Origin of the sequence: Vibrio barjaei, from assembly GCF_001639065.2 — a bacterium.
Lineage (GTDB): Bacteria > Pseudomonadota > Gammaproteobacteria > Enterobacterales > Vibrionaceae > Vibrio > Vibrio barjaei.
The window spans coordinates 436,257-459,810 of the sequence record NZ_LQXO02000053.1; the positions used below are offsets into that span (position 1 = coordinate 436,257).

Genomic DNA, 23,554 nt, shown 5'->3' on the forward strand with positions numbered 1-23,554 from the left:
TTACTATGTCAACAAAACGTCAGATATAGAGCAACGAAAGCAAACAATCTCGCCGTCATCACACTTTGTAGTGAGTCTTTCATCGGTGATTTTTGGGCTTCATATCTAACGCCCTGAATTAAGATAATCCACAACAGCTTCTGCAGTTGCTGCAGAACTTGCGGGGTTTTGGCCTGTGATTAACTGCCCGTCTATTTCAACGTAACAGTTCCAATCATCGCCCTTAAAATAGAGCCCTCCGCAATTGGTGAGTTCTTCTTCAACAAGGTATGGCACAATGTCACTCAAACCAACGGCTTGTTCTTCACTATTACTAAAACCCGTAACTCTTTTGCCTTTTACTAGCGGCTCCTCGTCTTCTCCAACAACATTGATAAGAACGCCGGAAGCATGACAGACTGTCGCTACGGGCTTACCTTGACTGAAAAAATCATCAATAAGAGAAACAGAATCTGGGTCACAGGTCAGATCCCAAAGGGGTCCATGCCCACCAGGATAAAAAACAGCATCGTAATCTGACGCTTGAACTTCTACCAGCCTAAGAGTTTGAGCTAGGTGAGTTTGCGCGACTGGGTCTTGTTCAAATTTGGTAGTGGACTCAGTTTGAAACTCTGGCAGTGCGCTCTTGGGGTCAATTGGAGGTTGTCCCCCCTTAGGAGAACAAAGAGTAATATGTAAGCCAGCGGCCTTGAAGGCATAGTAAGGTGAAGCGAATTCTTCAAGCCAAAAGCCCGTCTTCTCATCCACATCGCCCAGACGGTCATGGGACGTGATTACCATCAGTATTTTCTTTTGACTCACTAAGAATTCTCCTACTAGAGCTTTCTTTTAAACCTAGTGAGTTTATGAGAATTTTCAAATCCAAACTCCAGTTTACTAAAGGTTGGCATCTTACCTAAGGCGATGGACACCAACCTAAACTACCTTAACCTTGCACTTGCGTTAGCCTTTCATTGCAGGACGAGACGACACAACCTCAAACCAACGCTTGATATGCGGGTACGACTCTAACACTTCAATTTTTAGTGCATTGATAGCCACAACAACAAATATATAAGCACTAATATCGGCGATGGTATAACGCTCTGTCGCTACATAATCAGATTGAGAAAGTTGCTTATCAAGTTTCGGTAAAAAAAGCTCCACTCGATGCTTCGCTTCTACACCCCAAGCCTCTATACAATTCTCTCGGTCCTTATACAGCCCAGTCGTATTCCGAAACGCTTGAAATGCGTTTTGAATTCCATCGATTTCAACGATGCGATTCCACATTTCAACCTTGGCACGAGCCGCTACGCTATCTCCAAACAAATCCAAGTCATTAGGTTGCAATTCATCAAAATACCGACTAATAGCAACGGTTTCACTTAAGAAGCTACCATCATCAAGCTCTAGCAATGGCACCTTACCATTGGCACTTTTTGCCTTATAGGCGTCACTTAAGTTGTCCCCTTCTCGAACGTTGATCTCAACTCGCTCAAACCCTATTGCATCAATTTCGCGCAAAAATAAATTGAGTCGCTTGCAGCTTACTGTTGCCGCTTGTTCGTACAGTTTCATTATCATCCCTTTTATCTAACCGATCGTTCAGATATAATCTACGAAATAACTAAACGATCGGTCAAGAATAATTTTCTGTAATATTGAACGATTAGAACCGTGTTTAAGAGTATTGAGATGGCGAGAAAGGCAAACTTCTGTAAACAAGAAAAACTGCAGCAGGCAATGACGTTGTTCTGGAGCAAAGGGTATGCGAATACCTCTATTAATGATCTTATCGAGACTCTCGGAATCAATCGCTTTAGCCTGTACAACACGTTTGGTGACAAAGAATCGCTTTATTATCTCGCACTCGACAACTACCTGGAGCAAATTTCGTTTCCTAAGCTTGCTACACTTCGAGAACCCGATTCCGGGTTGGAAGCGCTCCGTGACTTCTTAATAGTTTTTGCCGAGAAACAAAAAGACAATACATGTGGCTGCTTCATTCAAAATGCTGTTGTTGAACATGCCGCTACAAACGCCATGGTACTCAAACGCAGTGATTCCTTATTTGACACATTAGAAAAGGCAATCGAAGATGTACTCAATAACGCCAAACAGCGCCAAGAACTGGAATCGGACACAGATGTAAGTACACTTACGCAGTTCATTATCTGCCATATGCAAGGTATCCGAGTATTAGGAAAAGCAAAACGTTACGACAACATTGATATCGCAACCAAAATGCTAATTAAGGCAATCAAATAACGTCTAACTTTAATTGGCTGAATGTCATTGTGTTCTAAGTGAACGTTTGTAAAGGGCTTCAAGATACTGAGTGTCTCTACAAGGCATTTCTTGATATTCATTTAAGCGTATTTGGTTTACCGCTGACTTGAGTTGGTGCAGTGAAATGCTGTGCTCTCGGCAAAGCTGATGTCTATTCGAACCTTGATAGAGTTTGTCAGCAAGCTGTTGTGCTAAAGTGCTATCGAGTGGATGATGGTGAGTGTTTAGTTGTCTATTCGTCATGGCTGTATCCCCTAAGTCATCGTACCTAGGGTATACAGCGTAAGATTTAAGTTCTAATCAGATACCGTTCAAAAGAACTTACATAAGAACACCCATGAAATACGGGATGATAAACGCATTGGCAAGGTCGATAAAAAACGCACAGACCAATGGAACAACGATAAATGCTTGATGTGAATTACCATATTTTTGCGCAACCGCCGACATATTTGCCATTGCCGTTGGCGTAGAGCCTAACGAAATCCCGCCAAAGCCTGAACAAATAACCGCTGCATCATAGTTTTTGCCCATTGCTGGAAAAATCACGAAAAGGTTGACTAATATCGCCACAATAAATTGCGCTGCTAAAATCGCGAAAATTGGTCCGGCTAAATCCACTAATGTCCATAACTGCATGCTCATTAGTGACATCGCAAGGAAAGCTCCTAAAGACATATCTGCAATCAAAGCAACAGCAGGTTTGTTTGCAGGCCATGAGGTTCCAGTAATTCGCGGATAATTATGCGGCACGAGATTAGAAAGAATGATGCCGGCAAATAGACAGGTCACAAAAAGTGGAAGCTGTAACCCTAAATGCTCAATACCTTCATTTAAGAACACACCGACAATGATACAGGTATGAATGGCTAGCATAGCATCAAGAAAATCATAGGAGGTAATTTTAGGCTCTGGTTGATTTTCTGAGACACCGATATCTAACGACTGCTGCTCTTGTGGTTTAAGGTCGTATCGCTTGATAAGAAACTTAGCAATTGGACCGCCCATTATACTCGCAAGGATAAGACCAAAGGTTGCACTTGCAATACCCAGTTCCATTGCTGAATTTAAGCCAAACTGTTCCTGGATTTTTGGAGCCCAAGCGATAGCAGTGCCATGTCCACCAATAAGAGAAACGGTGCCACTGAGTAGCCCTGCTACTGGTTCTAAACCAAAAGCCGTAGCAACGGTAATACCAGTTAAATTCTGGACTATCATGTAGGCAATGGTCACTGCCAACAATATGACGAGTGGTTTTCCACCTTTTTTGAGGTCACTCAGGCTGGCGTTAATACCAATGGTGGTGAAGAAGTAAACAAGCAATACATCGCGCGCCATCAGATCGAAACTGACCTCGATTGAGGTCGCCATATAGAACAGAGCAAAGAGAACCGAGAAGACGATTCCTCCAGAGACCGGTTCAGGAATGCTGAATTCTTTTAGGAATCCAACAACCTGATTCAGTCTACGACCAACAAAGAGAACAATAATACCCAGAGTAACAGCTAAAAAAGAATCAATATGGACAGCGCCATCTTCAATAATCATGTATTCCACATCCTGTTAGAAAACGATACAGAATAGAATGCCTTGATTTTCCGCGCTATCCAACTCTTTTTAAAAGATTTTTAACCTTGATAACTGATACTTACTTGTTCTTTCCGCTTCCTACTTACCTTTTTTCTTCAGCTCTTCAATAACGTAAGGTGGTGCGACTTTTTCTAGCTCCGTCAAACAAACGTCAGCTTTCTCGTGCCCAGTTCGGACATAAATGTCACAAACCGCGTAGAGCTGTTCTGGCGCGCCAGAAATCAAGTACGCTTTTTCAAACGAGTCCGTCGCTTTCGCTATATCAAGCGGTTCTTGAAGTACGCCATTTAAATACCAATAGTAACTGTTGTCAGGCGCGTACTTGGTCGCCTGTTCGATAGCACTAGCCGCCTCGTTCTTGTTGCCTATTCTGACTAACGTTAGCGCTTTCGAATAATATAGTTGAGCTGAAGTACTGTCTTCTTCAATGGCACGATTTAACACTTCTAGCGCATTCTCATCTTGCTGCTGCGCTCGATAGTTGTCTGATAGACTCAAAGAGACTTGCGTCGCCATTGCAGAGTTCTTTATTAACTGTTGGTAGATTAATTCAGCACTGCTGAAGTCTTGATGCCAACGGTAAACATCCGCGAGAAGTAACTGCTTTTCACTACCAGATTGCTGCTTCAACTGTTTAATAGCGCTTGGATAAATCTTATCAAGCTCTTTTTGCTGCTGCTCATTCATATTGGTGTAGTCAGGAATCAAATTAACTAAAGCAGCCAACTGTACATCACTACTTTCATCATTTAACAACGGAGCAACCAACTTCCATCGATATTCAAATTGATAAGGCTTGGCACCAACTATGGCTGCTTGTCTAATATCAGAGTTTGAGTCTTTAAGAGCTCTTGAAACTGCAACCAGTGCATTCTGGTTTGGAAACTGACTAAGCTGATGCAAAGCATCAACGCGACGTTGTACGGTCTCTGACTGATTCTGCGCCGTGTAGGAATAGCGCTGAATTTGTTGCGCCGTATTTTCTTGAGTTGAAGCAACGACGCTTTGTGGCTTGGTTTTGGTAACTTGATCTTTCTGTGGTTCAGCACTGACTGCCGAAAGACTGAAGATCGTTGCCATCGCAGTTAAAGCGATCAGACGTCTATTTTTCATTGGTAGGCTCCTAGAACTTGGTTGCAAATCCAACATTACGAATGGCTTGGTCGCTGTACTTTCCATGAGCTACCGGATTACCGGTGGCACGTAAGATATAGGCAATCGCTTTATCTGCGTGCGAGAAGAACTTTTTCCACCCTGCACAGAGGTAGTTGAGACCAGGCTCACCTGTACGGGTTTTAATGAATCGGTTTTTTGGGCATTCGCCATAACATGCAAACTGATAATCACACTGCTGACACTGTGTCGTTAGCGTCTTAGATTTAGCGAATCCGAAATTTTGTTGCGCTTGGCTATAAGCCATTGTTTCCAATTTAGTTTCGTTGATATTGCCAATTTTGTACTCAGGATAGACATAGTGATCGCAACTATAAACATCACCATTAGGCTCCATCGCCAAGCCTTTGCCACACAATTGCCCAAGCGTGCATAAGGGGTTTTTTCGTCCCATCCAAGTTTCCACACTCGCTTCAAAGTACTGAACAAACACGCGGCCGATATCTCGTTGAATCCACTCATCAAAGATGGCAATAAGGAAATTGCCCCAAGCTTCATCAGAGACGCACCATGATTCCATAATCGAGTTGGCGTTACCCGGAATCAGTCTTTTGTCTCCTTGCTTGAGCTGCTCATTTGATGTCCACGTTTGCGGTGCGGTGGTTCGGAAGGATTTCTGCTCAACAATAGGAATAAATTGCATTTGTGGTGAACGCACTTCATCACGTAAAAATCGATATACTTCTAAGGGATTCTTGCTCGTGAGGTTATTCACGCAAGTCAAGGTTGCGAAGCTCACCTTGTATTTGTGCAACAGTTCAACCGACTTCATCACTTGCTTATGTGTGCCACGCCCCGCACGGTTGGTTCGATAAGCATCGTGTAACATTTGTGGACCATCAATACTCAACCCCACAAGGAATTGGTTCTTAGCAAGAAACTCACACCATTTATCATCAAGTAAGGTACCGTTGGTTTGTAGATCATTGGAAATCTTGATGCCTGCAGGCTGGTATTTCTTTTGTAGTTCAACCACTTTTTCGAAATAACTGAGGCCAAGCATAGTTGGCTCCCCACCCTGCCACGAGAAGATAATTTCCGGCGTATTTTGTCCTTCAATGTAGTTTTTGATGTACTGCTCTAGCAGCGCTTCGTCCATCTCCGGAGAACAGCCTTTTTTGTATTCCAACAGGTCTTGTTTACTTAGGTAATAGCAATAATTGCAATCAATGTTGCACACTGCGCCAATTGGCTTCGCCATCACATGCATTCTTTTGGAAGCTTTCCCTTGGAATTGGGGGCCTTGCGATAAGTGGATTGACTGTGAGGACTCTGTCTTTTGGGAATCGCCTATCGACTGAGCTGAATTCACACTTAATACCATAACTCATGCACCTTTTATGTTGAGACTCATCGCATTTTATATCAGGGCAAAACACGCAGGCGTTATAGTGCTTATAACCAAAAAGAAAGTGGGCAGTCGTTAAAATTGAGGAGATGTTTCTTAACACTACAGAGCCAAACTATGACTGAATACTCAGAGGAAAAAAGGGCATGGAATACAACAAAACTCTTTGTTGTCTTAGCCATCATTGCGCTACCTATACTACTTTCTGGCTGCGCGAGTCCGTCCAACCATCCTATCGCGCTGAGTATCAACCAAGATATGGTTCTCGTTGAAGGCGGTGAGTTCACTATGGGCTCAGATTCCGAAACCGCTGCGAAATCAGAACGCCCGGCCCACCCAGTTCGAGTCGATAGCTTCTACCTCTCTAAGTTTGAAGTCACTCAAGAACTGTTCGAGTCCGTTATGGGTTCATCGATGAGTTACTTCGCAGCGCCTGATGTGCCGGTTAACAATTTAAGCTGGCAACAAGCCAACTACTTCGTTGAGAAACTCAATGAACTGACTGGCGAGAGCTATCGCTTACCAACAGAAGCCGAATGGGAGTTTGCAGCGAAAGGCGGGATCCACTCTAAAGGTTATCTCTACGCAGGTTCTAACAACATTGATGACGTCGCGTGGTACTCAGAAAACGCTAATAATCGCGCTCACCCAGTTGGAATGAAACAACCTAATGAACTAGGTTTGTATGATATGACAGGAAACGTAGGTGAGTTTGTCCAAGATGCTTTCGACGACGGTTTCTATCGTTTTTCTCCTGTTGATAACCCAAATAACGCTAAACATTCGGATTCAGGGCTTTCACATAAATCTGTAAGAGGTGGCAGTTTCTCTTACGACGCGAACGAATCTGAAAACTTCCGACGCGACTTTGCTAGTCAATCAATCATTATGTCGGATATGGGACTTAGACTCGCAAAAGACAAATAAACTTTTATCGTCACGGCAAGGACAGATTATGCGTAATAATAAATTCAGCAAATCAATTGTGACAGCGTCACTATTGGTTGCTTTGTGTTTCAACGTTAGCGCCACGCTAGCAACAGAGTCAAAACCCAATCTCGTGCTGCAAATAACGGTTGATGGATTGCGAGCAGATCTGATTGAGCGTTACAAACACAATTTCTCAGAAAATGGTTTTAAATACCTTATGGATCAAGGCGTTTACTATAAAAACGCCAATTATCAGCATGCCAATACCGAAACCATCGTAGGTCATGTTTCCCTAGCAACAGGTGCACCACCAGCCGTGCATGGCATGGTCGGTAACGTTTGGTTTGACCGGAGCTTAGATAGGCTGGTCTACAACGTCGAAGACCCTAATTATTCGATGCTAACATCTGGTGCGGGTGTTGATAAATCCACTGAAATAGACCCAACACAGAAAGCGGCTGCTGGCGATGGTCGTTCACCTGAACCCATTCTTTCGACCACATTTAGTGACGAGCTCGTTATCAGCAATAATGGACAATCTCGCGTTTTCTCTGTATCGGTGAAAGACCGCGGCGCAATTTCCCTTGCCGGACATGGTGGTAAAGCCTTTTGGTTCTCAAAAGCACAGTCTCAATTTGTTACCAGTGATTATTATTACGACACCAACCCTTTTTGGGTTGACCGCTGGAATGAGAAAGCTATTCCTGCCAAGTATTCAGGGCAGCGATGGGAACTGTCACTGCCCAAAGACCAGTACTCTCTACAAGAAAACAACAAAGATCATAAAGTGGATTTAGGCGGGTTTGCGCGCACCTTCCCTCACCCTTATGGGCCAGCTTCTTATAAGTACTACTCGACAATGTTGACAGTAAGCCCAGCTGGCGATGAGATCACGGCTGACTTTGCCAAGACTCTGCTGGCGCAAGAAAAGTTAGGAAGCGGAGACGCAACGGATTATCTGGCTATCAGCTTTTCTTCCAATGATTACGTCGTTCACCTTTATGGTGCATCAAGCTTAGAAACCGAAGACAATCTCGTTCGATTGGACAAAACACTCGCTGATTTATTTAAATATGTTGACGACTCTATTGGCTTAGAGAATACCCTTATCGTGCTCTCTGCAGACCACGGAGTCCCCGAAGCATCTCCAACTGTAAACACGCTTGGTTTTAGACAACCATTTTACTTTAATAAAGATGCGTTGCTGACTGACGCTCTTATGACACGACTTAAAAACGAATTTGGTCTGGAAAAAGACGTCATTAAGCTTTACGCACAGCCGTATATTTACCTCGATCACGAACTCATTGCTGCTAAAAAAGTATCACTCAGAGATGTGCAAAAAGTTATTGCTGAAGAAGTAATGAAAGTAAAAGGGGTGGCTACTGCAGTAACCAGTGAGGATATCGCTAACAATCGAGTCGCGGATTCACGAGTTAATGAGTTGATTCGCAACAACTATCACCCTCTTCGCTCTGGCGACGTCTATATGGTATTTGGTCCTCGTACCTATATTAATAATATGGATGGACTCACTATTGCGTCAACGCATGGTTCACCATGGCGCTACGATACGCACGTTCCAGTCATCTTTGCTGGGCATAACCTCAAGCCCCAAACTGTTACGCGCCCTGTCACACCTTATGATATCGCGCCAACACTATCTGGATATTTAGACGTTAGTGCACCAAGCGGTGCCACAGGCGTCTTATTAGAAGAAGTGTTTCAAGATTAACTTATCTTGACCACCAAGAGAGCATTACGCTCTCTTGGTCACAATTCTCTCCTCGAACACACTAAAATCATGTAGGAAAACATGAAGTTTTCTCCATATTTGATGTTCAAAACACCATCATTCCATTCAGAAAGCTGCTTCTAACACGCTGATTTAATGACCAATTAGTCCATTTTCGCGCTCTTTGGCTTTTTTGGCTTGGGCAATTTCGATACCATCGTGCATCACTTGTCATCACAGATAGCCCATTGATGCCTAGCAACCAAATCGAGCTTTTTCCTTGGAATACCAATTTCGAAACCGGAATAGCCAGTATTGACGAGCAACACAAAAACCTATTTTCGTTGATCAACAAACTCGCTAATGCCTTGGTCTACGATAACCAGCTTCACGTTTCTACCATTTTTGATGAACTGGCTGACTATGCTCGCTACCATTTCGCGGAAGAAGAGCGTGTTTGGCAGCAATACTTTGAGCAAGATTCTTGGAGTGAACTTCATAAAGGTAACCACGAGTCCTTCGTGCCAGAGATTATTAGGCTACAACGTAGTACGAAGAGTGTAGGCTGGCATGAAGCGACCGAGCAAATTCTGCACTTTCTTATTCGCTGGCTGCTACTGCACATTCTCAATGAAGACAAAAAAATGGGCTTGGTGCTAAACGCGCTTTCAAAGGGTACCCTCGACTTAAATCAAGCAAAAATAGAAGCCGAAGCCGCCCTCGTTGGGGAACATGGAACGCTCACTGACACTATTTTAAATATGTACTTTGAGCTCTCCTCTCATGCGATTGAGCTCATTAGAGAGAAGAATCGTCGCATCGTTGCCGAGAAAGAACTAAAAGCGCTCAATGACAAACTCCAGCAACTGGCAGTCACCGACGAGTTATCTGGTTTGTTCAATCGCCGATACTTTATGATGATGACACAAGAAGCCTTGTTAAGAGCGAAAGTAGAGAATAGCTATTTAAGCTTTATATCTCTCGACCTCGACAATTTCAAGCATCTAAACGACACGCTCGGACATGCTAGAGGGGACGAAGCCATCATTCACTTTAGTCACGTATTAACATCAATGTTCTGCCGCAAGAACGATTTTATCTTTAGGATGGGCGGCGATGAATTCTTGGTGGTTGTTTGCTGCGCTGAACATCAACAAGTAATTGAAATTTCAGAACAAGTGAGAAGTTCGCTCGAACAACAATGTCTAATTGATTCGTCAAGTTCCAGCGCTATCACAACATCCATCGGGGTATTCACACACATCCCCGAAGAAAACGAAGATTTCATGTACTTTATGGAGCGGGCCGATCAACTTCTCTACAAAGCAAAAGAGCAAGGTCGAAACTGCGTACTCTCAGTTTTGGAGTAGTGTCCCCGTTTTCAAACCTTATGGGGGTATCTTCCAATCTTGAAACGAGTCCACTAGTATGAAGGCTGTTCCCTACAGATAAATTGGCTAACATGTCTATTACTCATCAGCTTCGGCTCTTCGTGGATGTCGTCCAGCAAGGTTCATTCGCCAAAGCTGCGACGCTTAACAATATGGATAACTCCTCACTATCAAAGCAGATAAAAAAGCTCGAGGAGACATTGGGCGTGCAGTTGCTCAACCGCTCTACTCGTTCGTTTTTTCTTACCTCGGCAGGGGAAGATATTCTTGCTGAAACTCATGTGTTGTTAGAATCGTTGGATAACATAAAGGGAATTGCTGATTCTTACCATTCTGAGCCAAAAGGTATAATACGGATTGTCTCCGCGGTGTTCTTAGGACAGCAATATGTTCAACCCGTTATTAGCTGCTTTATGAGAAAGTATCCAAACGTTCAAGTAACTTTGCATTTGGACGACAGAAAAACCGATATCATTGCCGATCACTTTGATCTAGCCATTCGGATGGGCAAGCTAACGGATTCAAACTTAATTGCTAAAAAACTGGCTAAGACTAACTTTGCCATCGTCGCCTCTAAAGAGTTCCTTGAGCAACATGGGACGCCACAAACACCGGAAGAACTCATTACCCTACCCGCCGTCATCTACAATAACGGCGATGTATGCCTTGATAGTTTTAAAATGAGCAGAACACCAGGATGCAAAGAAATGACTAGCTACAAAATGCAGGGTAACTATAAGGTCAACGACGTTCGAACCATGATGTCTGCAACGCAGAATGGAATTGGTTATTGCGTTATTGACCTGTTTAATTTGGAAAAACCAATCGATGAATTAGGGTTAGTGCCATTGCTCACCGACTATACCCTATCTACTCAGGACACAGGGATTTACGCTATTTATCCACATCGGAAACAAACCTTGCTTGTTTCCGAGTTTATTAATCAATTGAAGAGCTACATTGGAGAGCCAGCTCGCTGGGAAGCCCATATTCCTGATTATCAGCATATGTACAAACAATGACCTTAGATTAATTAACTTGAGAGGCAATCTTAATAATTTGTTGCCTTAGCCATTGGTGCGCCGCATCCGAGTTGCGACTCGGATGCCAAACCATGCTTAGTCCATAATCCGACGCGCCAAATGGCATCATCAATGCCTTAACATCTAACCCAACAGCAAACTTATTGAATGTTGAGTGGGTAATAATACCTATTGCGTCAGTTTGGCTAATCGCTGGCAACATATCTACCTCACCCGCCGCTCGGTACATAATTTTACGTTTGCCGAATTCTGGGAAGTCCTTCTCATTAAAGAAGCTTTTACGTGTCTGCCATTGAGACATCACCACATGCTGCTCCGCTAAATATTGCTCGGTAGTAATCGTCTCTCCGGTTATACGTGGGTGGTTATTTGCGACTACCACATACAGTTTTTCCCGGAAAATCTCCCTAACTTTCAACGTTGGAGTTTCACTTCGAGTTCTATCAATGACCAAATCGTATCGCTGCAGACGCAAATCAGACTCATGGTCTTCAGTAAACAAAGGATGAACTTCTAGAGATACTTTGGGGGCAATTTTAGAGATACGAACCAACAGCTCTGGCAATATCGCATAATTGGCAGCGGACACTGAGGCTATCGAGAATGTCTTGGTCGATGTCTTCGGGTTAAAGTCTCGAGAAGCTTCTAGTGTTGACGTAAAGTTCTTTAAAGAGGTTGCCAGTGCCGGATAGATATCATTGGCAAACGTGGTCGGCTCTACACCACTTGCGTTACGATGAAATAGCGAGTCATCGTAGATTTCTCTTAATCGCTTTAAAGCTTTGCTGACGGCAGGCTGACTAATTCCCAACCTTGAAGCCGCACTAGAAAGGCTTTGCTCTTCATAGATGGCAACGAATACGGGAATTAGGTTTAGCTCAGTATTTTTCATTATTACCTTAACTTAACGCACGGTGCTCAGCGCCATTTATCAAGGCCTTTTAAGTCACTTACGCGCTGTTGTTCTTTGCTACTTTTCAAATGACGCCAAAGCCAGCAGCTGTTTTCTTTGGTTGGCGTATGCCTCTGAACGTACTCACTCGCCTCTTGCCACTTATTACCATCATTCATTCGCTTTAGCTCTAGATTGGCGGTGCGCTTTCGACCTTTCAGATAAAGTAACATTCTCACCTTAGGCCAGTCTTGTCGTCTTACGGCTTGTTGGAACAGCCACCAAGGCGGTTTAGGGTGATGCTTATAGTAACGACTTACAAATATCATCAAGCCAATCAATACAATAGAGGCACTAATTAGTATAGCTATCTGAGACCAATAGGTATTCAATAAAGATCGCCAAGTGTGAGCAACGGTTATTTTTTTAGTCGCTAGTGTTACTTCTTTGACAGATTGTGACTCGCTATCCCACCAACGAATCGTTTGCTGAGGAAACGTGACCTCACCACCTGTTGTCAGTACATACACCGTCTCATCGAGTCGGGTCGATTGATAGTTTCCACGAGTCTGACTATCAGTCAGCACACTTGGTTTTGGGTAAGATTTAGTGCCAACGATGGATTGTTCGTTGTCTAATGGAGGTAATAATATGGATAACGTATCATCGGCCTTAATGGTTACTTTTCTTGTCACGCTATCTCCTGCTTCCAACTTCTCAGATGATTGCTGCCAATCTTCCGAAACCTTGACGTTACTGGCAACAAACCAAGGCTTGTTTGGAGTAAAGGACGCATCTGGAAGTTGAGTAAATAGCGACATCGGTTTGGTATAGAGTGTACCTTGTACGTTAGTCCCATCAGGTGCTGAAACCTGAATTCTAACCGGCACTTTGGGTAAACGATATTCACCACTTTGCTGAGGGTATAATGTAATCTCCCAACGCTGACGAGACCATGTTTGGCCATTTTTTCTCTCAGTATAATTGGTCGCCAGCTGGTTTCGCTGTTTGACAATAAGATCGGGCATGCCAAACGCTGAAATACGAGTACCACCTGTAAACCAACGAGGTGTCGATACCTCAATGTACAAGATTACCTGTTCTCTAATGGCAGCAGGTTCAGCCGCGGCTGCGCCTTTGCTGAGCCACGATTTGATTTCTACGCCTCCTGCACGCTCAAGTTCATTGAGCGTCATAGTCGCATTCGATTGTACAGAGAACATCAGTAAGAACGTGCTAATAAGCAATAAGCTCAATCGTTTTGGATTCAATTGTTTTACATAGCAAAGTCGAAAAATCATTGAGTTTGACCTCTCTGAGTATCGCGCAGTTGAATCTGGAATTTATTGCGTAAGAAGTTTTTTGGATCGGCTTCCACTCGGCTTAGCCATTTATCAGCAAGTTCTTCACTTCCGAGGATTTCTCGTGCATTGAGCGTCTCTTTTAGCATCATTTCCGCGGTCGTCGTTTCATCAGCACCATCTGCCGTTTGAGGATTATCACCCAGTTCTATAGATTCTTCAGGCCCATCTGTGGTCCCTTGCTGGCTTTCACTGAAACGGTTTATTTCGTCAACAAGTGATTGCATCACCTGATAGTTATGCGTCGCTTTTTCTGCAATATCAGCAGATTGTGCGTCCTTAGCAAGTGATCGATATAGATTTCTTGCCGCCAAATATTCTCGTTGTCTTGCTAATGCATTACCCAGATATAGGGTACTTAGTTCGTTGTTCTGAACTTGCAAAAACTGTGCTTGTGCCGACTTAAAATCGCGGCCGTAGTAATAGGCAATGCCTTTATTCATTGGCTCTTGATAATGCTGCGCCGCTTTTATAAACTCTCCACGCTCAAAGTACCACTGACCTTGTTGCTCGGGTGTCAGCCAAAGATTCATCCACTCTTGTTTCGTTGAGATCCAGAATTGTTCCACTTGTGACACAGGTTGCGCTGCTGTCTCGGTTCTTGCCACCGACGACACCGTTTCTGCTTGTGCTTCCGAAACCATAAGATTTGGACTTAACAAGGTTGCAATGAACATCCACTGCACCAACCAACCCTTTCTGAACCAAAGCAAAGCAAGCAACATAATTGGAAAGACCAGATAGTAGCCCATATCACGCCAAGGCATAGCCGACTCTCCCGAGATTTGCATGTGCCTTTCTACATCGGTAGCAATTTGCTCAACATCTGCGTTATCCAGACTTACCTCGTAGTACCTTCCTCCAGTTTCATTAGCAAGCTGCTTAAGGCTATCCCAATCTGTTGCCGCGCTTGATTGGTTGCGTTCACTACCTACCGCCATCACCATGACGAGCACGTTTGAGCCTTCAAACGCCGCCTTATACTGTTCAATCGCCTCTGACGCTATACCATCAGAAATAATGAGCACTGAACCCGACGAACTGTCTTTTATCTGTGACTGTATTTGAGGGATAGCGGCTTGGGCACTTTTACCCAGGACAGGAATCACTTCTGGTGAAATAGCGTTTAAGAATGGTAAGAACACCTGATTATCTTGTGTCATTGGCATCGCGGTATGAGCACTGCCAGCAAATACAATAAGCGATGTTTTTCCACCTTGACGAACTTGCAGTAAGTCACGAATTTTGTACTTGGCACGCTCAAGTCGAGAAGGCGGAAGATCACTTTGCATCATCGATTGACTGGTATCGAGCACTATCACTAACTCGCCTTGATCCTCACCAAATGGTGAGGCTTCACGCTGCCAAGTTGGCCCGGCGCAAACAATAATAGCTAATCCAAGAATCGCACTAAGGAGTTTAAGTGGTAGTTGGCTTTTCCACCCTTGCTCGCCAATAACCAACGCCTTTTGCAAATGCTCAGGAATGATGGTTTTCCAAGCAGCAGATGACTCTCTGCGCCAACGAAGTAGCAACAGCAAGGCTAATGGCACAAAAGCAAGCAACCAATAGGGACGCATAAAATGGAACTGAGAAATAATTTGCTCGACGACTAGGGAGTTCATTAGATGTTTCTCCCTGTTTGATTGGTCTCGTTGAGTTCGCGAGGTTGACCATACCGACGACGTAGCGTTGCAGTTGAAAAGGCAATCAAATACAAGATGACTACTACCATCAATAAATACTGGTGCACGGTTTGTTTAGGCCGGTATTGAGTACTTTCGTACAACTTCGGTTCTAACTCACCAATCGTTTGGTACGCTTGCTGAAGTGCTTCTTGGTCTAGAGCCTGAAATGCCTGACCACCTGATTGGCTAGCAATATTATCGATCGTGGCCATATCCAACGCCTGCTCACCGATGGTGGCGGGATCGCCCATCGCAATCACGTGAATACGCACACCTTTTGCCGCCGCGACAATAGCTGCATCTTTAGGTTCTACAAAACTGCCAGTGTCATTACCATCGGTCAGTACCACGACTACTTTCTCTTTGTCTTTTGACGATTCAGATTGTTCAAATACCTTAATCGCGAGACCTATCGCATCACCTAGATGCGTGCTCTGCCCTGCCATCGCAACTTCAGTCTGATCAAGTAACGCAAGCCAGACATCGTGATCCGCGGTGAAAGGCGTTTGAAGATAAGCCGCATCACCAAACAGTATCAGACCGAGTCGGTCACCTTCTCGCGTTGCAACGAACTCATGCAAGACACTTTTGACAGCATCAAGCCTTGAGACCGCTTCGCCATCTGACGAAGAGAAATCCATCTCAGACATAGAGCCCGATAAATCAACCGCGACCATCACATCTCGACCAAGCTTCTCTCTCGTTTGTGGCTCGCCCAATACCGTAGGTTTGGTCATTGCAATAACCAATAAGCACCATGAAACGATCAGTATTCCACGTTGCCACCAAGAGGGTTGCAATTGGCTGGCACCAAGTTCTGGCTGCTCACCCAAAATATCCAGCAACTTATTAAAGAAAGGGACTTTGATAGCACTTAGCTTGGTCTTATATGCAGGCACAAATCGATAGACAACCACTGGCAGCGGCAGAAGCAAAAGCCACAATGGATACGTCAATGTTAAGGTAGACCAACTCATCGCTGGCCTCCTTTAATACCCATTCTACTAAGACTGCGAGCAATCACTTGTTTTGCCTGCCAATACTGTTTAAGCCAATTAGGTACGGGGTGATGTTCAATCCACCTATGTACTTGTTGATAAATATGTTCTGATTCCGAAGCGTCTAGTGTCACTTTTGAACTCAGTAAAGTGCGTAACCATTTTCCACCCAACTCGATATTAAATTGAGCATCAGGACTGACATAGCGGTTCAATTGCTCTATCCATGCTGTTCCATATTGCTGAGATTCAGAGATTTTAAGGTACTGCGTGACACTTTTTAGAACGTCGTAACACATCTGGTCGCGCTGTTGTGATGTTTTGTTGCTTTGCAGTACGTCCAGCGCTTCTCTTCGGTAACGAAGCATAGAATGGCGACAATAGCCGCGAAAAAGTTTAACGCCAATGAGTAGAACGATGAGTAATCCGATAAGTTGCCATCCAATGGTTTGTGGCAACCAACTAACAGAATCAGGATTAGGCACTTCGAGCATGTTACGCAAAATGTAAGAGCTAGGTGCAGGTTGAGTCATGAGCTAAACCCTCCTACAGCTCGTTTAAACCTGGCAATGTGGTCACCATCGGTCGTCAGTTCAATCACAGGTAATTTTTTGATCGACATAAGCTGGCGTAAGCTTTCCAGTTTGCTTTGAGATTGCGCTGCCAAACCAGCATTGGCGGCATTGAGTTTGTGTTTCTCTGTCACACTTAACTGATACTTACCGTCGCCAAATACTAACGTTGACGCATCAAGAATCTCGTCAGGTAGTCGACGCTCTAGTGGGTCCGAGATGATTACGCTGAGGATGTCATTGTGCTGTTGTAGGTATTTCAGTCGGTCAATATCATGCTCTGTAGCATCTGACCAATCCGATATAAAAACTACGGTGGCGTTTTTTAACCCCAGATTACCAAGCATAGATATGGTCGCTGCAAAGCCTACGTTGTCACCGTCTTCACTGTGTAAACCAAGGGATTGATTTGCGTGACACAAGCGCTTAAGTCCGTGTAGCAGATGATTTTGCGAGCGCTGTGGTTTTATGTACTCGATGTGGTCACTATGATTAATGATAAAACCCACACGGTCGTTATCTTTTATGATTCGCCAAGCAGCGAGTGCGCCAACTTCAGCTGCAACGACTGATTTCATCGTATCGACTGACGAAAAATACATCCCGCTTCGCTGGTCAATACACAGAATAAAGTTACGATCTTTCTCTTCGGTATAGGTTCTGACATGCGGTTTACCAGTACGCATTGTGACCTTCCAATCGAGGTTACGAATGTCATCACCAAGCTGGTAATGGCGCAATTCTTCGAAGTTAAGACCACGACCGCGAAACGGAGAACTGTGTCTGCCAGACATTGCCGACTGCGCCATTAAGTGTGGCAATAGTGAGAAAGCTTGAACTTGCGATTGCAGTTTCACCAATCTGGAGTATGGAGTATAAATGCGAGTATCGAGCGACGCATCGGTATTGTGAGCCATATTATCTACCTCTGCGGTTAGCCAATAGCCACAACATCCAACAGACGGTCGACGACCTCCCTCTGAGTGATTTGCTCTGCGAGCGCGTTATATGACAGCGCAACCCGATGACTCAATACCATATGCGCCACAGCACGAACATCATCCGGCTCAACGTGAGAGCGGCCTTGCAACCACGCATAGGCTCGACTGCATTTATCGAGAGCGATAGAGGCACGGGGCGAAGCGCCTACTAGAATCCAATCTTGTAACGAAGAGTCTGGGTAACGTTGCGGCTGTCTAGTCGCCATCACTAAACCAACAATGTAGTTTTCAACAATGTCAGATACTTCTATCTTTGCCATTTCTTCACGAGCAAGAAACACCGACTCCGGCGAGATGGACGATTCAGAGTCATTGTTCTTTGTTGTGTTCGAACGTGCTCCCAGTTCTTCATCACGAACTAGGCGAATGATGTCTTTTTCGGCTTCATCTTCTGGATAATCAACAGTCACTTTCATGATAAAGCGATCCATTTGTGCTTCAGGCAATGGATAAGTCCCTTCTTGCTCGATAGGGTTTTGTGTCGCTAACACCATAAAGAGTTCTGGGAGAGAGTGGCTTTCGCCACCCACGGTGACCGTGCCTTCTGCCATTGCTTCCAATAAGGCGGCTTGAACCTTAGCAGGAGCTCGATTGATCTCATCCGCCAACACGATGCTGTTGAAAATAGGTCCAGATTGAAAATGTAGCTGAGGTTTCCCATCCACATCTTGATAGATTTCGGTGCCTGTCACGTCGGAAGGCAACAAATCAGGGGTAAACTGAATACGACCAAAACTTGTGTGTAGACGGTCCGCTAAGGCTTTGATAGAGCGCGTTTTAGCCGTACCTGGTAAACCTTCTAGAAGAATATGACCATTAGTAATAAGCCCAACCACCAGTGCAGTAACCACATGCTGTTGTCCGATCACTGACTCACCAACTTCAGATATTAGGCGATTAAGCTCTGTTTGTGCTTGATTCATTCGTTTACCCTTCCAGCTACACTTAATTTAGGCGATAACACATACTTTCATACTATCTTTAGCGGTCATAACTTTTAGTTATATTGATAATGCTCATCGCACTTTAATAACGTGATTGTAGTTGCTCTATTACTTCCTTAGGTGCGAATTGCGACAATTGCTGCAAGCAAGCTTTCGATTCAGGCTTTTGGTATTTCAACAACATGTCACATTGTGCGTATAACTGTTCTGGATTTCGACTGAGCTTGAACGCTTGGTTCAGAGCAGAAATTGCCTGTCCTAGATTAATTGACTCCATCGATAGACCATAAACGTACCAGTACTGGGCATTGTCATGTTCTAGGTCTACCGCTTGTTTTAATAAGTCAGACGCTGCCAGTTTTTCACCCTGTCTTAGTTTGGAAAGCGCGGCACTGTAACGAATTGCCGCTGAGTTCGGCTGATTTTTGATACCCAACTGTAGAGTCTGCTCGGTTAATGTCTCTTGACCCTGAGAACGATAAAGGTCCGCTAGGTTGATATAACTATTGGCAAAGTATGGTTCAACAAGAATGGCACCTTCGTACTCTGTAATGGCCAGCTTTGTCTTACCTTGAGCGGCATACACGTTACCTAGATTGGTGCGACCAAAACCTCTGTCAGAGTTAAACTCTTGTACTGCTATATATTCTTTTAACGCAGGCATTAGTTGATCTTTTTGAAGAGGATTTAGCTCCTGCCAATAACGCGCTAACGCGCCAGCGGCTTCAATTCGAACAGCTAGTATTGAATCAGTCAATAACGGCGAGATAATTTGCCAACGTTGGTGTGAAGGATAACGTTCACTGCCTTGGATCGCCCCCACCCGAACCATAGCATCGCTGTTTTTTACAGCACGCCCGAGCGCTATCAAACTATTTTGGCCAGGATAATTGGCTAAACGTTGCAACGCTGACGCTCTTACAATGGAAGCTTCAGTGTTATCTTGCGCAATGTACGATAAGGCATCCGCCGTAGCGCGGTGTCCTATAGCGCTTGCATAGAAGGCAATTCCATAATGCTGGCTGTTTTGATATTTAGACTCAGGGAACCACGCCGCAAGCGCTTTACTAGCCCACTCAGGTGACTCACTTTCATGACATGTCGTACAGACATTGGGCGTTTTGATATGTTGTGTGAGGTCTGGACGAGGAACGTGCCAACTGTGGTCTCTTCTTGGGTCGACTTCCATATAAGTAGTTTCAGGCATGTGACAAGTCGTACACTTGTCTGCTTCACTGCCTTTCTGATGGAATGTATGATTTTCCGAGCTATATTCAGACGCGATGTGACATTGTAAGCAAACACTTTCCTCTGGGATTTTAAGCTTGGCTGTATGTGGCTCATGACAATTGGTACACGTGACGCCCATCTGAGCCATTTTCGATTGTTCGAATGAGCCAAGCACATACACTTCATCGTAGATTTGACCATCGGCGTGATAAAGTTCTTGAGTAAGGTTGGAAACCAAGTAACGGTCCAAAATTTCGCCTTGTACATGATCGTAGTCTTCAGTGAGCTGAACACGTCGACTATGACACTGAGCACACACTTTCACCTGTTGGGTCGATTTAATATCACTAGGCTGTAACGTCGACTTCCCTTGTTTGAATACCCAACTTGTCACCGCTTGAGATAGATCACGATTGAAACCGTAATGGTCAACAGTCCTAAGGCGCCCCTCGTTGCCTTGCTTTGCAAGCTCTAAATGTACACTAGCTGGACCATGACAGGCTTCACACCCCACATTAATCTCAGACCAAGTGGTTTGATATTGATTGGTGGTTTTGTCGTAGCCTTTGCGTAAGTTTGTAGAATGGCAATCTGCGCACATGAAGTTCCAATTTTGACCAGAGTTGGTCCAATAAAACTCATCGTTTGGCGTGGTATCTGGGTAGAGATGGTACCACCTTTGTCCACCTGACTTCTTGTCTCTCGAATCCCATGTAAAAGGAATCAGCTGTACACGACCGTCATCAAACTGGACCATGTATTGCTGAAGTGGATAATGACCGAAAGTGTAAAGAATTTGATAGGCGTGGAAGTCACCGTCAGGTCCCTGAATATTTACCCAAAACTCGTCGTCTTTCTTATAGAAACGATTCGTTTTCCCTTGATGTTCAAACTGAACATTATTGAAATCTGCGAGAACACTCTCCGATGTCGCGTGATCCATGGCCCGCTCATGGTCAGAGCCCGTCCAAGAGTCAACTTCTTTAGTATGACATTCAATACAAGTATCACTACCAACAAAGGAAGCCTCTTCAAGTTCAGAGCTTACTGACGACGATGTGAAACCGACACTAACTAGTGCTAATAAAACCCTTACCACCACACCCATTTAGCTTCCCTTCTAACACGTGCAAGTTATTGTTATTTCAATAATAACAATAGACTACCTAGTCATAGGCGCAAGGTGTTCTTAAAAGATAAAAGCCAATTGGGTGAGCGAGTTAGCAAAGAGGTGATTTACCTACTATTAAACAGCGATTTTGGCGATTCCCCAGTCCAACGTTTGAAGGCTCTGGAGAAGGAGCTGAGATCTTTAAAACCAACTTCTAAGGCAATTTGAGTTAGGTTTGTACTTGGATTGGCGGACAACGAAATCGCTCGTTCTAATTTGTAACGGTCTAACAGGGTTCGAAACGACAAAGATTGTGCACTGAGTTTTCTTGTTAGCGTTCTACTACTCATATGAAAATGCCGAGACACAGAGTCAATCGTTATATCTGTGACCTCATACTGCTTAAAAACGGAAAACACCTGCTCCGCTAAACTCGAATCCATGGTGCTTTCGGCGCTGTAATGCATCGGTGCCACTAAGGTCGCGTTAAGCTCAGAGTTCGCGTAGGTACATGGCTTATTGACAAACCAGCTCGGTAAGGTGATACGTCGGATCTTATGTCCATAGAAAATTCGGCAATTAAATCGCTGTTCTAATGACTCTATGACGTCGTCATCTAAAGGATCTCGTTCAAAGAAAAACTCTACTGTGCACGCTTCTTTTTGTGTCGAACGAATAAAAGTAATTAAGGCGATACAGTAATAACTGAAACCAAGATTGGAAAAGGTCGGCATACCTTTGTCGTCGTCGTGTCTGAGCATCCAAAGTTCAGACTTCTCATTAAGGCGATGAATAAACACCAACTTTACAGCAGGACAAAACACCAATGAAAATGCTTCAAAGAACTTCAACATCACATCAACACTGGGAGCGCTATATAAAAACGCACCAAGTACACCGAGATGATTTGCCGTAATACTGGTACCAGCATCTATAACAATATCAAACGCGGCAGGGTGCGCTTCCACCAGCGCAATCGCTTCTTCCAGCGAATCGAGGGAAACTTTTGGCCTCTCCATTTGCTCATGCCAGTCCTTGATACCGCCGCGATACGTAGCAATATCGAGACCGTAGCGCTTAGCGGCCTCGTCAAGAGACCGAAGCCACTGCACATCGATGATCTGTCTGGTCGAAGCCGTCTTTAGAAGTTCATTTGAGTCCATACGCTAACGTAAGCCACACAAGCGAAGGAGTACTGTCTCCAATTGCTCCCATGGCAGGAGTTCACTATCGATGACTTCAATTCGCGATTCATAGCCTTCTAACGACATCTGATTGACAGAAACAACGCGATTAGCAACGTTAAACGCATAACATCCTTTATCTGTATTTACGACTGCCTTAATACGCTCTGCATTCAAATCACTGAACATTGAGAATAACTGGTCAAAATCGAATATGTGTTCTGCACCAATAATCCATCCACAACTAAAGTAGCCTTGTCCCTGATTCTCGCGGCGAATAAATGGTTTTTCAGGAGCTAACTCGAACACTGGTTCAAGATCGCTATGGTCGTGAAAGTCGTGGGAATGAGTCGAAGATTCCGTTTCTTGAGCTCGTCGCTCTATATCCAATACCTCTATCGGAAGCACGCCGTTTTTTACCAGTTTGTGGAAAATCTTGGCAGGTACTTGGTCTGTTACCCAGTCATTGAACACATCGACATCTTCAGCGGTGCATTGATCCACTTTATTGCCGATCACAACCTCAGCGACGCTAAGTTGATCATTAAAGTTAGCATTAGATAAATGTCTTTCATCGGATAAATTGCGCGGGTCCACCAGCGCAATCGTCGCTTTTAAATCAATATAATCAGTGTACTGCGCTGAGGTTAACGTTTTAATGACCTGCTTGGGATGCCCCAACCCCGTTGGTTCGATTATCAAACGATCTGGCTTTTGCCTTAACAGTACGTTGATACCTACCGACATCGGAACACCTGCGGTACAGCACATACAGCCGCCAGGGACTTCTTTAATGAGTGCACCGCCCTCAGCCATCATTGCACCATCAATACCGACTTCTCCGAACTCATTAACGAGTACCGCCCAGTTCTCATTCTCAGGTTTTGATTTAAGTAGATTAAGTATTGTAGTGGTTTTACCCACACCAAGAAAACCAGTGATGATATTGGTAGGTACTTGATTTGACATTATGAACTCTCTGAATGTTGCTTTGGTATGAGTATATACCCAAGTGACTCGTAGGTTCTATATTGAATAGGTTTAGGAATAAGTAAAAAAGACCAAAAGACAAAAGGCGCACTTTGCGCGCGC

At 44.2% G+C, this 23,554-nt stretch carries 21 protein-coding genes; 5 read left to right on the forward strand and 16 right to left on the reverse strand.

Features of this window, described 5'->3' with window-relative positions; all coding sequences use genetic code 11:
• Positions 1–105: 105 nt before the first annotated feature.
• A complete protein-coding gene (locus AWH66_RS22550) occupies positions 106–780 on the reverse strand; it encodes a type 1 glutamine amidotransferase domain-containing protein (RefSeq protein ID WP_063603364.1) in 675 nt (224 codons plus the stop codon).
• A 162-nt stretch (positions 781–942) separates the two neighbouring features.
• Positions 943–1,560, reverse strand: coding sequence for a glutathione binding-like protein (locus AWH66_RS22555; RefSeq protein WP_063603363.1), 618 nt, complete (start codon positions 1,558–1,560; stop codon positions 943–945).
• 117 nt (positions 1,561–1,677) lie between these two features.
• Between AWH66_RS22555 and AWH66_RS22560 the strand changes: the two genes are divergently transcribed.
• Entirely contained in the window at positions 1,678–2,250 is a 573-nt protein-coding gene (locus AWH66_RS22560; RefSeq protein WP_063603362.1) for a TetR/AcrR family transcriptional regulator, read from the forward strand.
• A 24-nt stretch (positions 2,251–2,274) separates the two neighbouring features.
• Here the strand turns inward: AWH66_RS22560 and AWH66_RS25775 are convergent, their stop codons facing one another.
• The 4 genes from AWH66_RS25775 to AWH66_RS22575 all read right to left on the reverse strand — a co-directional run bounded on the left by AWH66_RS25775 (position 2,275) and on the right by AWH66_RS22575 (position 6,292).
• Positions 2,275–2,514 carry a hypothetical protein gene (locus tag AWH66_RS25775; RefSeq protein ID WP_143081561.1) on the reverse strand — a complete coding sequence of 80 codons (240 nt, stop codon included), beginning with the start codon at positions 2,512–2,514 and terminating at the stop codon, positions 2,275–2,277.
• A gap of 78 nt (positions 2,515–2,592) precedes the next feature.
• Positions 2,593–3,819, reverse strand: a complete 1,227-nt coding sequence (gene gltS, locus AWH66_RS22565; RefSeq protein WP_063603361.1) for a sodium/glutamate symporter — start codon at positions 3,817–3,819, stop codon at positions 2,593–2,595.
• A gap of 120 nt (positions 3,820–3,939) precedes the next feature.
• Complete coding sequence (locus AWH66_RS22570; RefSeq protein WP_063603360.1) at positions 3,940–4,974, reverse strand: tetratricopeptide repeat protein; 1,035 nt, start codon at positions 4,972–4,974, stop codon at positions 3,940–3,942.
• 10 nt (positions 4,975–4,984) lie between these two features.
• A complete protein-coding gene (locus tag AWH66_RS22575) occupies positions 4,985–6,292 on the reverse strand; it encodes an anaerobic sulfatase maturase (protein ID WP_063603723.1) in 1,308 nt (435 codons plus the stop codon).
• Between the two features lie 207 nt (positions 6,293–6,499).
• Between AWH66_RS22575 and AWH66_RS22580 the strand changes: the two genes are divergently transcribed.
• The 4 genes from AWH66_RS22580 to AWH66_RS22595 all read left to right on the forward strand — a co-directional run bounded on the left by AWH66_RS22580 (position 6,500) and on the right by AWH66_RS22595 (position 11,460).
• The gene (locus AWH66_RS22580) at positions 6,500–7,309 is read left to right on the forward strand and encodes a formylglycine-generating enzyme family protein (protein ID WP_063603359.1); all 810 of its coding nucleotides are present in this window, start codon (positions 6,500–6,502) and stop codon (positions 7,307–7,309) included.
• A gap of 28 nt (positions 7,310–7,337) precedes the next feature.
• Positions 7,338–9,047: an alkaline phosphatase family protein gene (locus tag AWH66_RS22585; protein WP_063603358.1), complete on the forward strand. Its 1,710-nt coding sequence runs from the start codon at positions 7,338–7,340 to the stop codon at positions 9,045–9,047.
• Positions 9,048–9,298: 251 nt separating this feature from the next.
• Positions 9,299–10,417 (forward strand): bacteriohemerythrin, encoded by a 1,119-nt coding sequence (locus AWH66_RS22590; protein ID WP_063603357.1) that lies wholly within the window; start codon positions 9,299–9,301, stop codon positions 10,415–10,417.
• A 92-nt stretch (positions 10,418–10,509) separates the two neighbouring features.
• The gene (locus AWH66_RS22595) at positions 10,510–11,460 is read left to right on the forward strand and encodes a LysR family transcriptional regulator (protein ID WP_063603356.1); all 951 of its coding nucleotides are present in this window, start codon (positions 10,510–10,512) and stop codon (positions 11,458–11,460) included.
• 7 nt (positions 11,461–11,467) lie between these two features.
• Here AWH66_RS22595 and AWH66_RS22600 read toward each other — a convergent pair whose 3' ends face one another.
• From AWH66_RS22600 to AWH66_RS22645, 10 genes are all read right to left on the reverse strand, one after another.
• Positions 11,468–12,373: a LysR family transcriptional regulator gene (locus AWH66_RS22600; protein WP_063603355.1), complete on the reverse strand. Its 906-nt coding sequence runs from the start codon at positions 12,371–12,373 to the stop codon at positions 11,468–11,470.
• 26 nt (positions 12,374–12,399) lie between these two features.
• Entirely contained in the window at positions 12,400–13,674 is a 1,275-nt protein-coding gene (locus AWH66_RS22605) for a BatD family protein (protein WP_063603354.1), read from the reverse strand.
• Positions 13,671–15,359: a vWA domain-containing protein gene (locus AWH66_RS22610; RefSeq protein WP_063603353.1), complete on the reverse strand. Its 1,689-nt coding sequence runs from the start codon at positions 15,357–15,359 to the stop codon at positions 13,671–13,673. Before AWH66_RS22610 ends, AWH66_RS22605 begins: the two co-directional genes overlap by 4 nt.
• Positions 15,359–16,399 (reverse strand): vWA domain-containing protein, encoded by a 1,041-nt coding sequence (locus tag AWH66_RS22615; protein WP_063603352.1) that lies wholly within the window; start codon positions 16,397–16,399, stop codon positions 15,359–15,361. The genes AWH66_RS22610 and AWH66_RS22615 overlap by 1 nt, the downstream gene beginning before the upstream one ends.
• Positions 16,396–16,953: a DUF4381 family protein gene (locus AWH66_RS22620; protein WP_063603351.1), complete on the reverse strand. Its 558-nt coding sequence runs from the start codon at positions 16,951–16,953 to the stop codon at positions 16,396–16,398. Before AWH66_RS22620 ends, AWH66_RS22615 begins: the two co-directional genes overlap by 4 nt.
• Positions 16,950–17,909 carry a DUF58 domain-containing protein gene (locus AWH66_RS22625; protein WP_063603350.1) on the reverse strand — a complete coding sequence of 320 codons (960 nt, stop codon included), beginning with the start codon at positions 17,907–17,909 and terminating at the stop codon, positions 16,950–16,952. Before AWH66_RS22625 ends, AWH66_RS22620 begins: the two co-directional genes overlap by 4 nt.
• A gap of 17 nt (positions 17,910–17,926) precedes the next feature.
• Positions 17,927–18,916 carry an AAA family ATPase gene (locus AWH66_RS22630; protein ID WP_063603349.1) on the reverse strand — a complete coding sequence of 330 codons (990 nt, stop codon included), beginning with the start codon at positions 18,914–18,916 and terminating at the stop codon, positions 17,927–17,929.
• Between the two features lie 103 nt (positions 18,917–19,019).
• Positions 19,020–21,275, reverse strand: a complete 2,256-nt coding sequence (locus tag AWH66_RS22635) for a multiheme c-type cytochrome (RefSeq protein WP_063603348.1) — start codon at positions 21,273–21,275, stop codon at positions 19,020–19,022.
• A gap of 128 nt (positions 21,276–21,403) precedes the next feature.
• Positions 21,404–22,441 carry a helix-turn-helix transcriptional regulator gene (locus tag AWH66_RS22640; RefSeq protein WP_063603347.1) on the reverse strand — a complete coding sequence of 346 codons (1,038 nt, stop codon included), beginning with the start codon at positions 22,439–22,441 and terminating at the stop codon, positions 21,404–21,406.
• Positions 22,442–22,444: 3 nt separating this feature from the next.
• A complete protein-coding gene (locus AWH66_RS22645) occupies positions 22,445–23,431 on the reverse strand; it encodes a CobW family GTP-binding protein (protein ID WP_063603346.1) in 987 nt (328 codons plus the stop codon).
• Between the last annotated feature and the right edge of the window lie 123 nt (positions 23,432–23,554).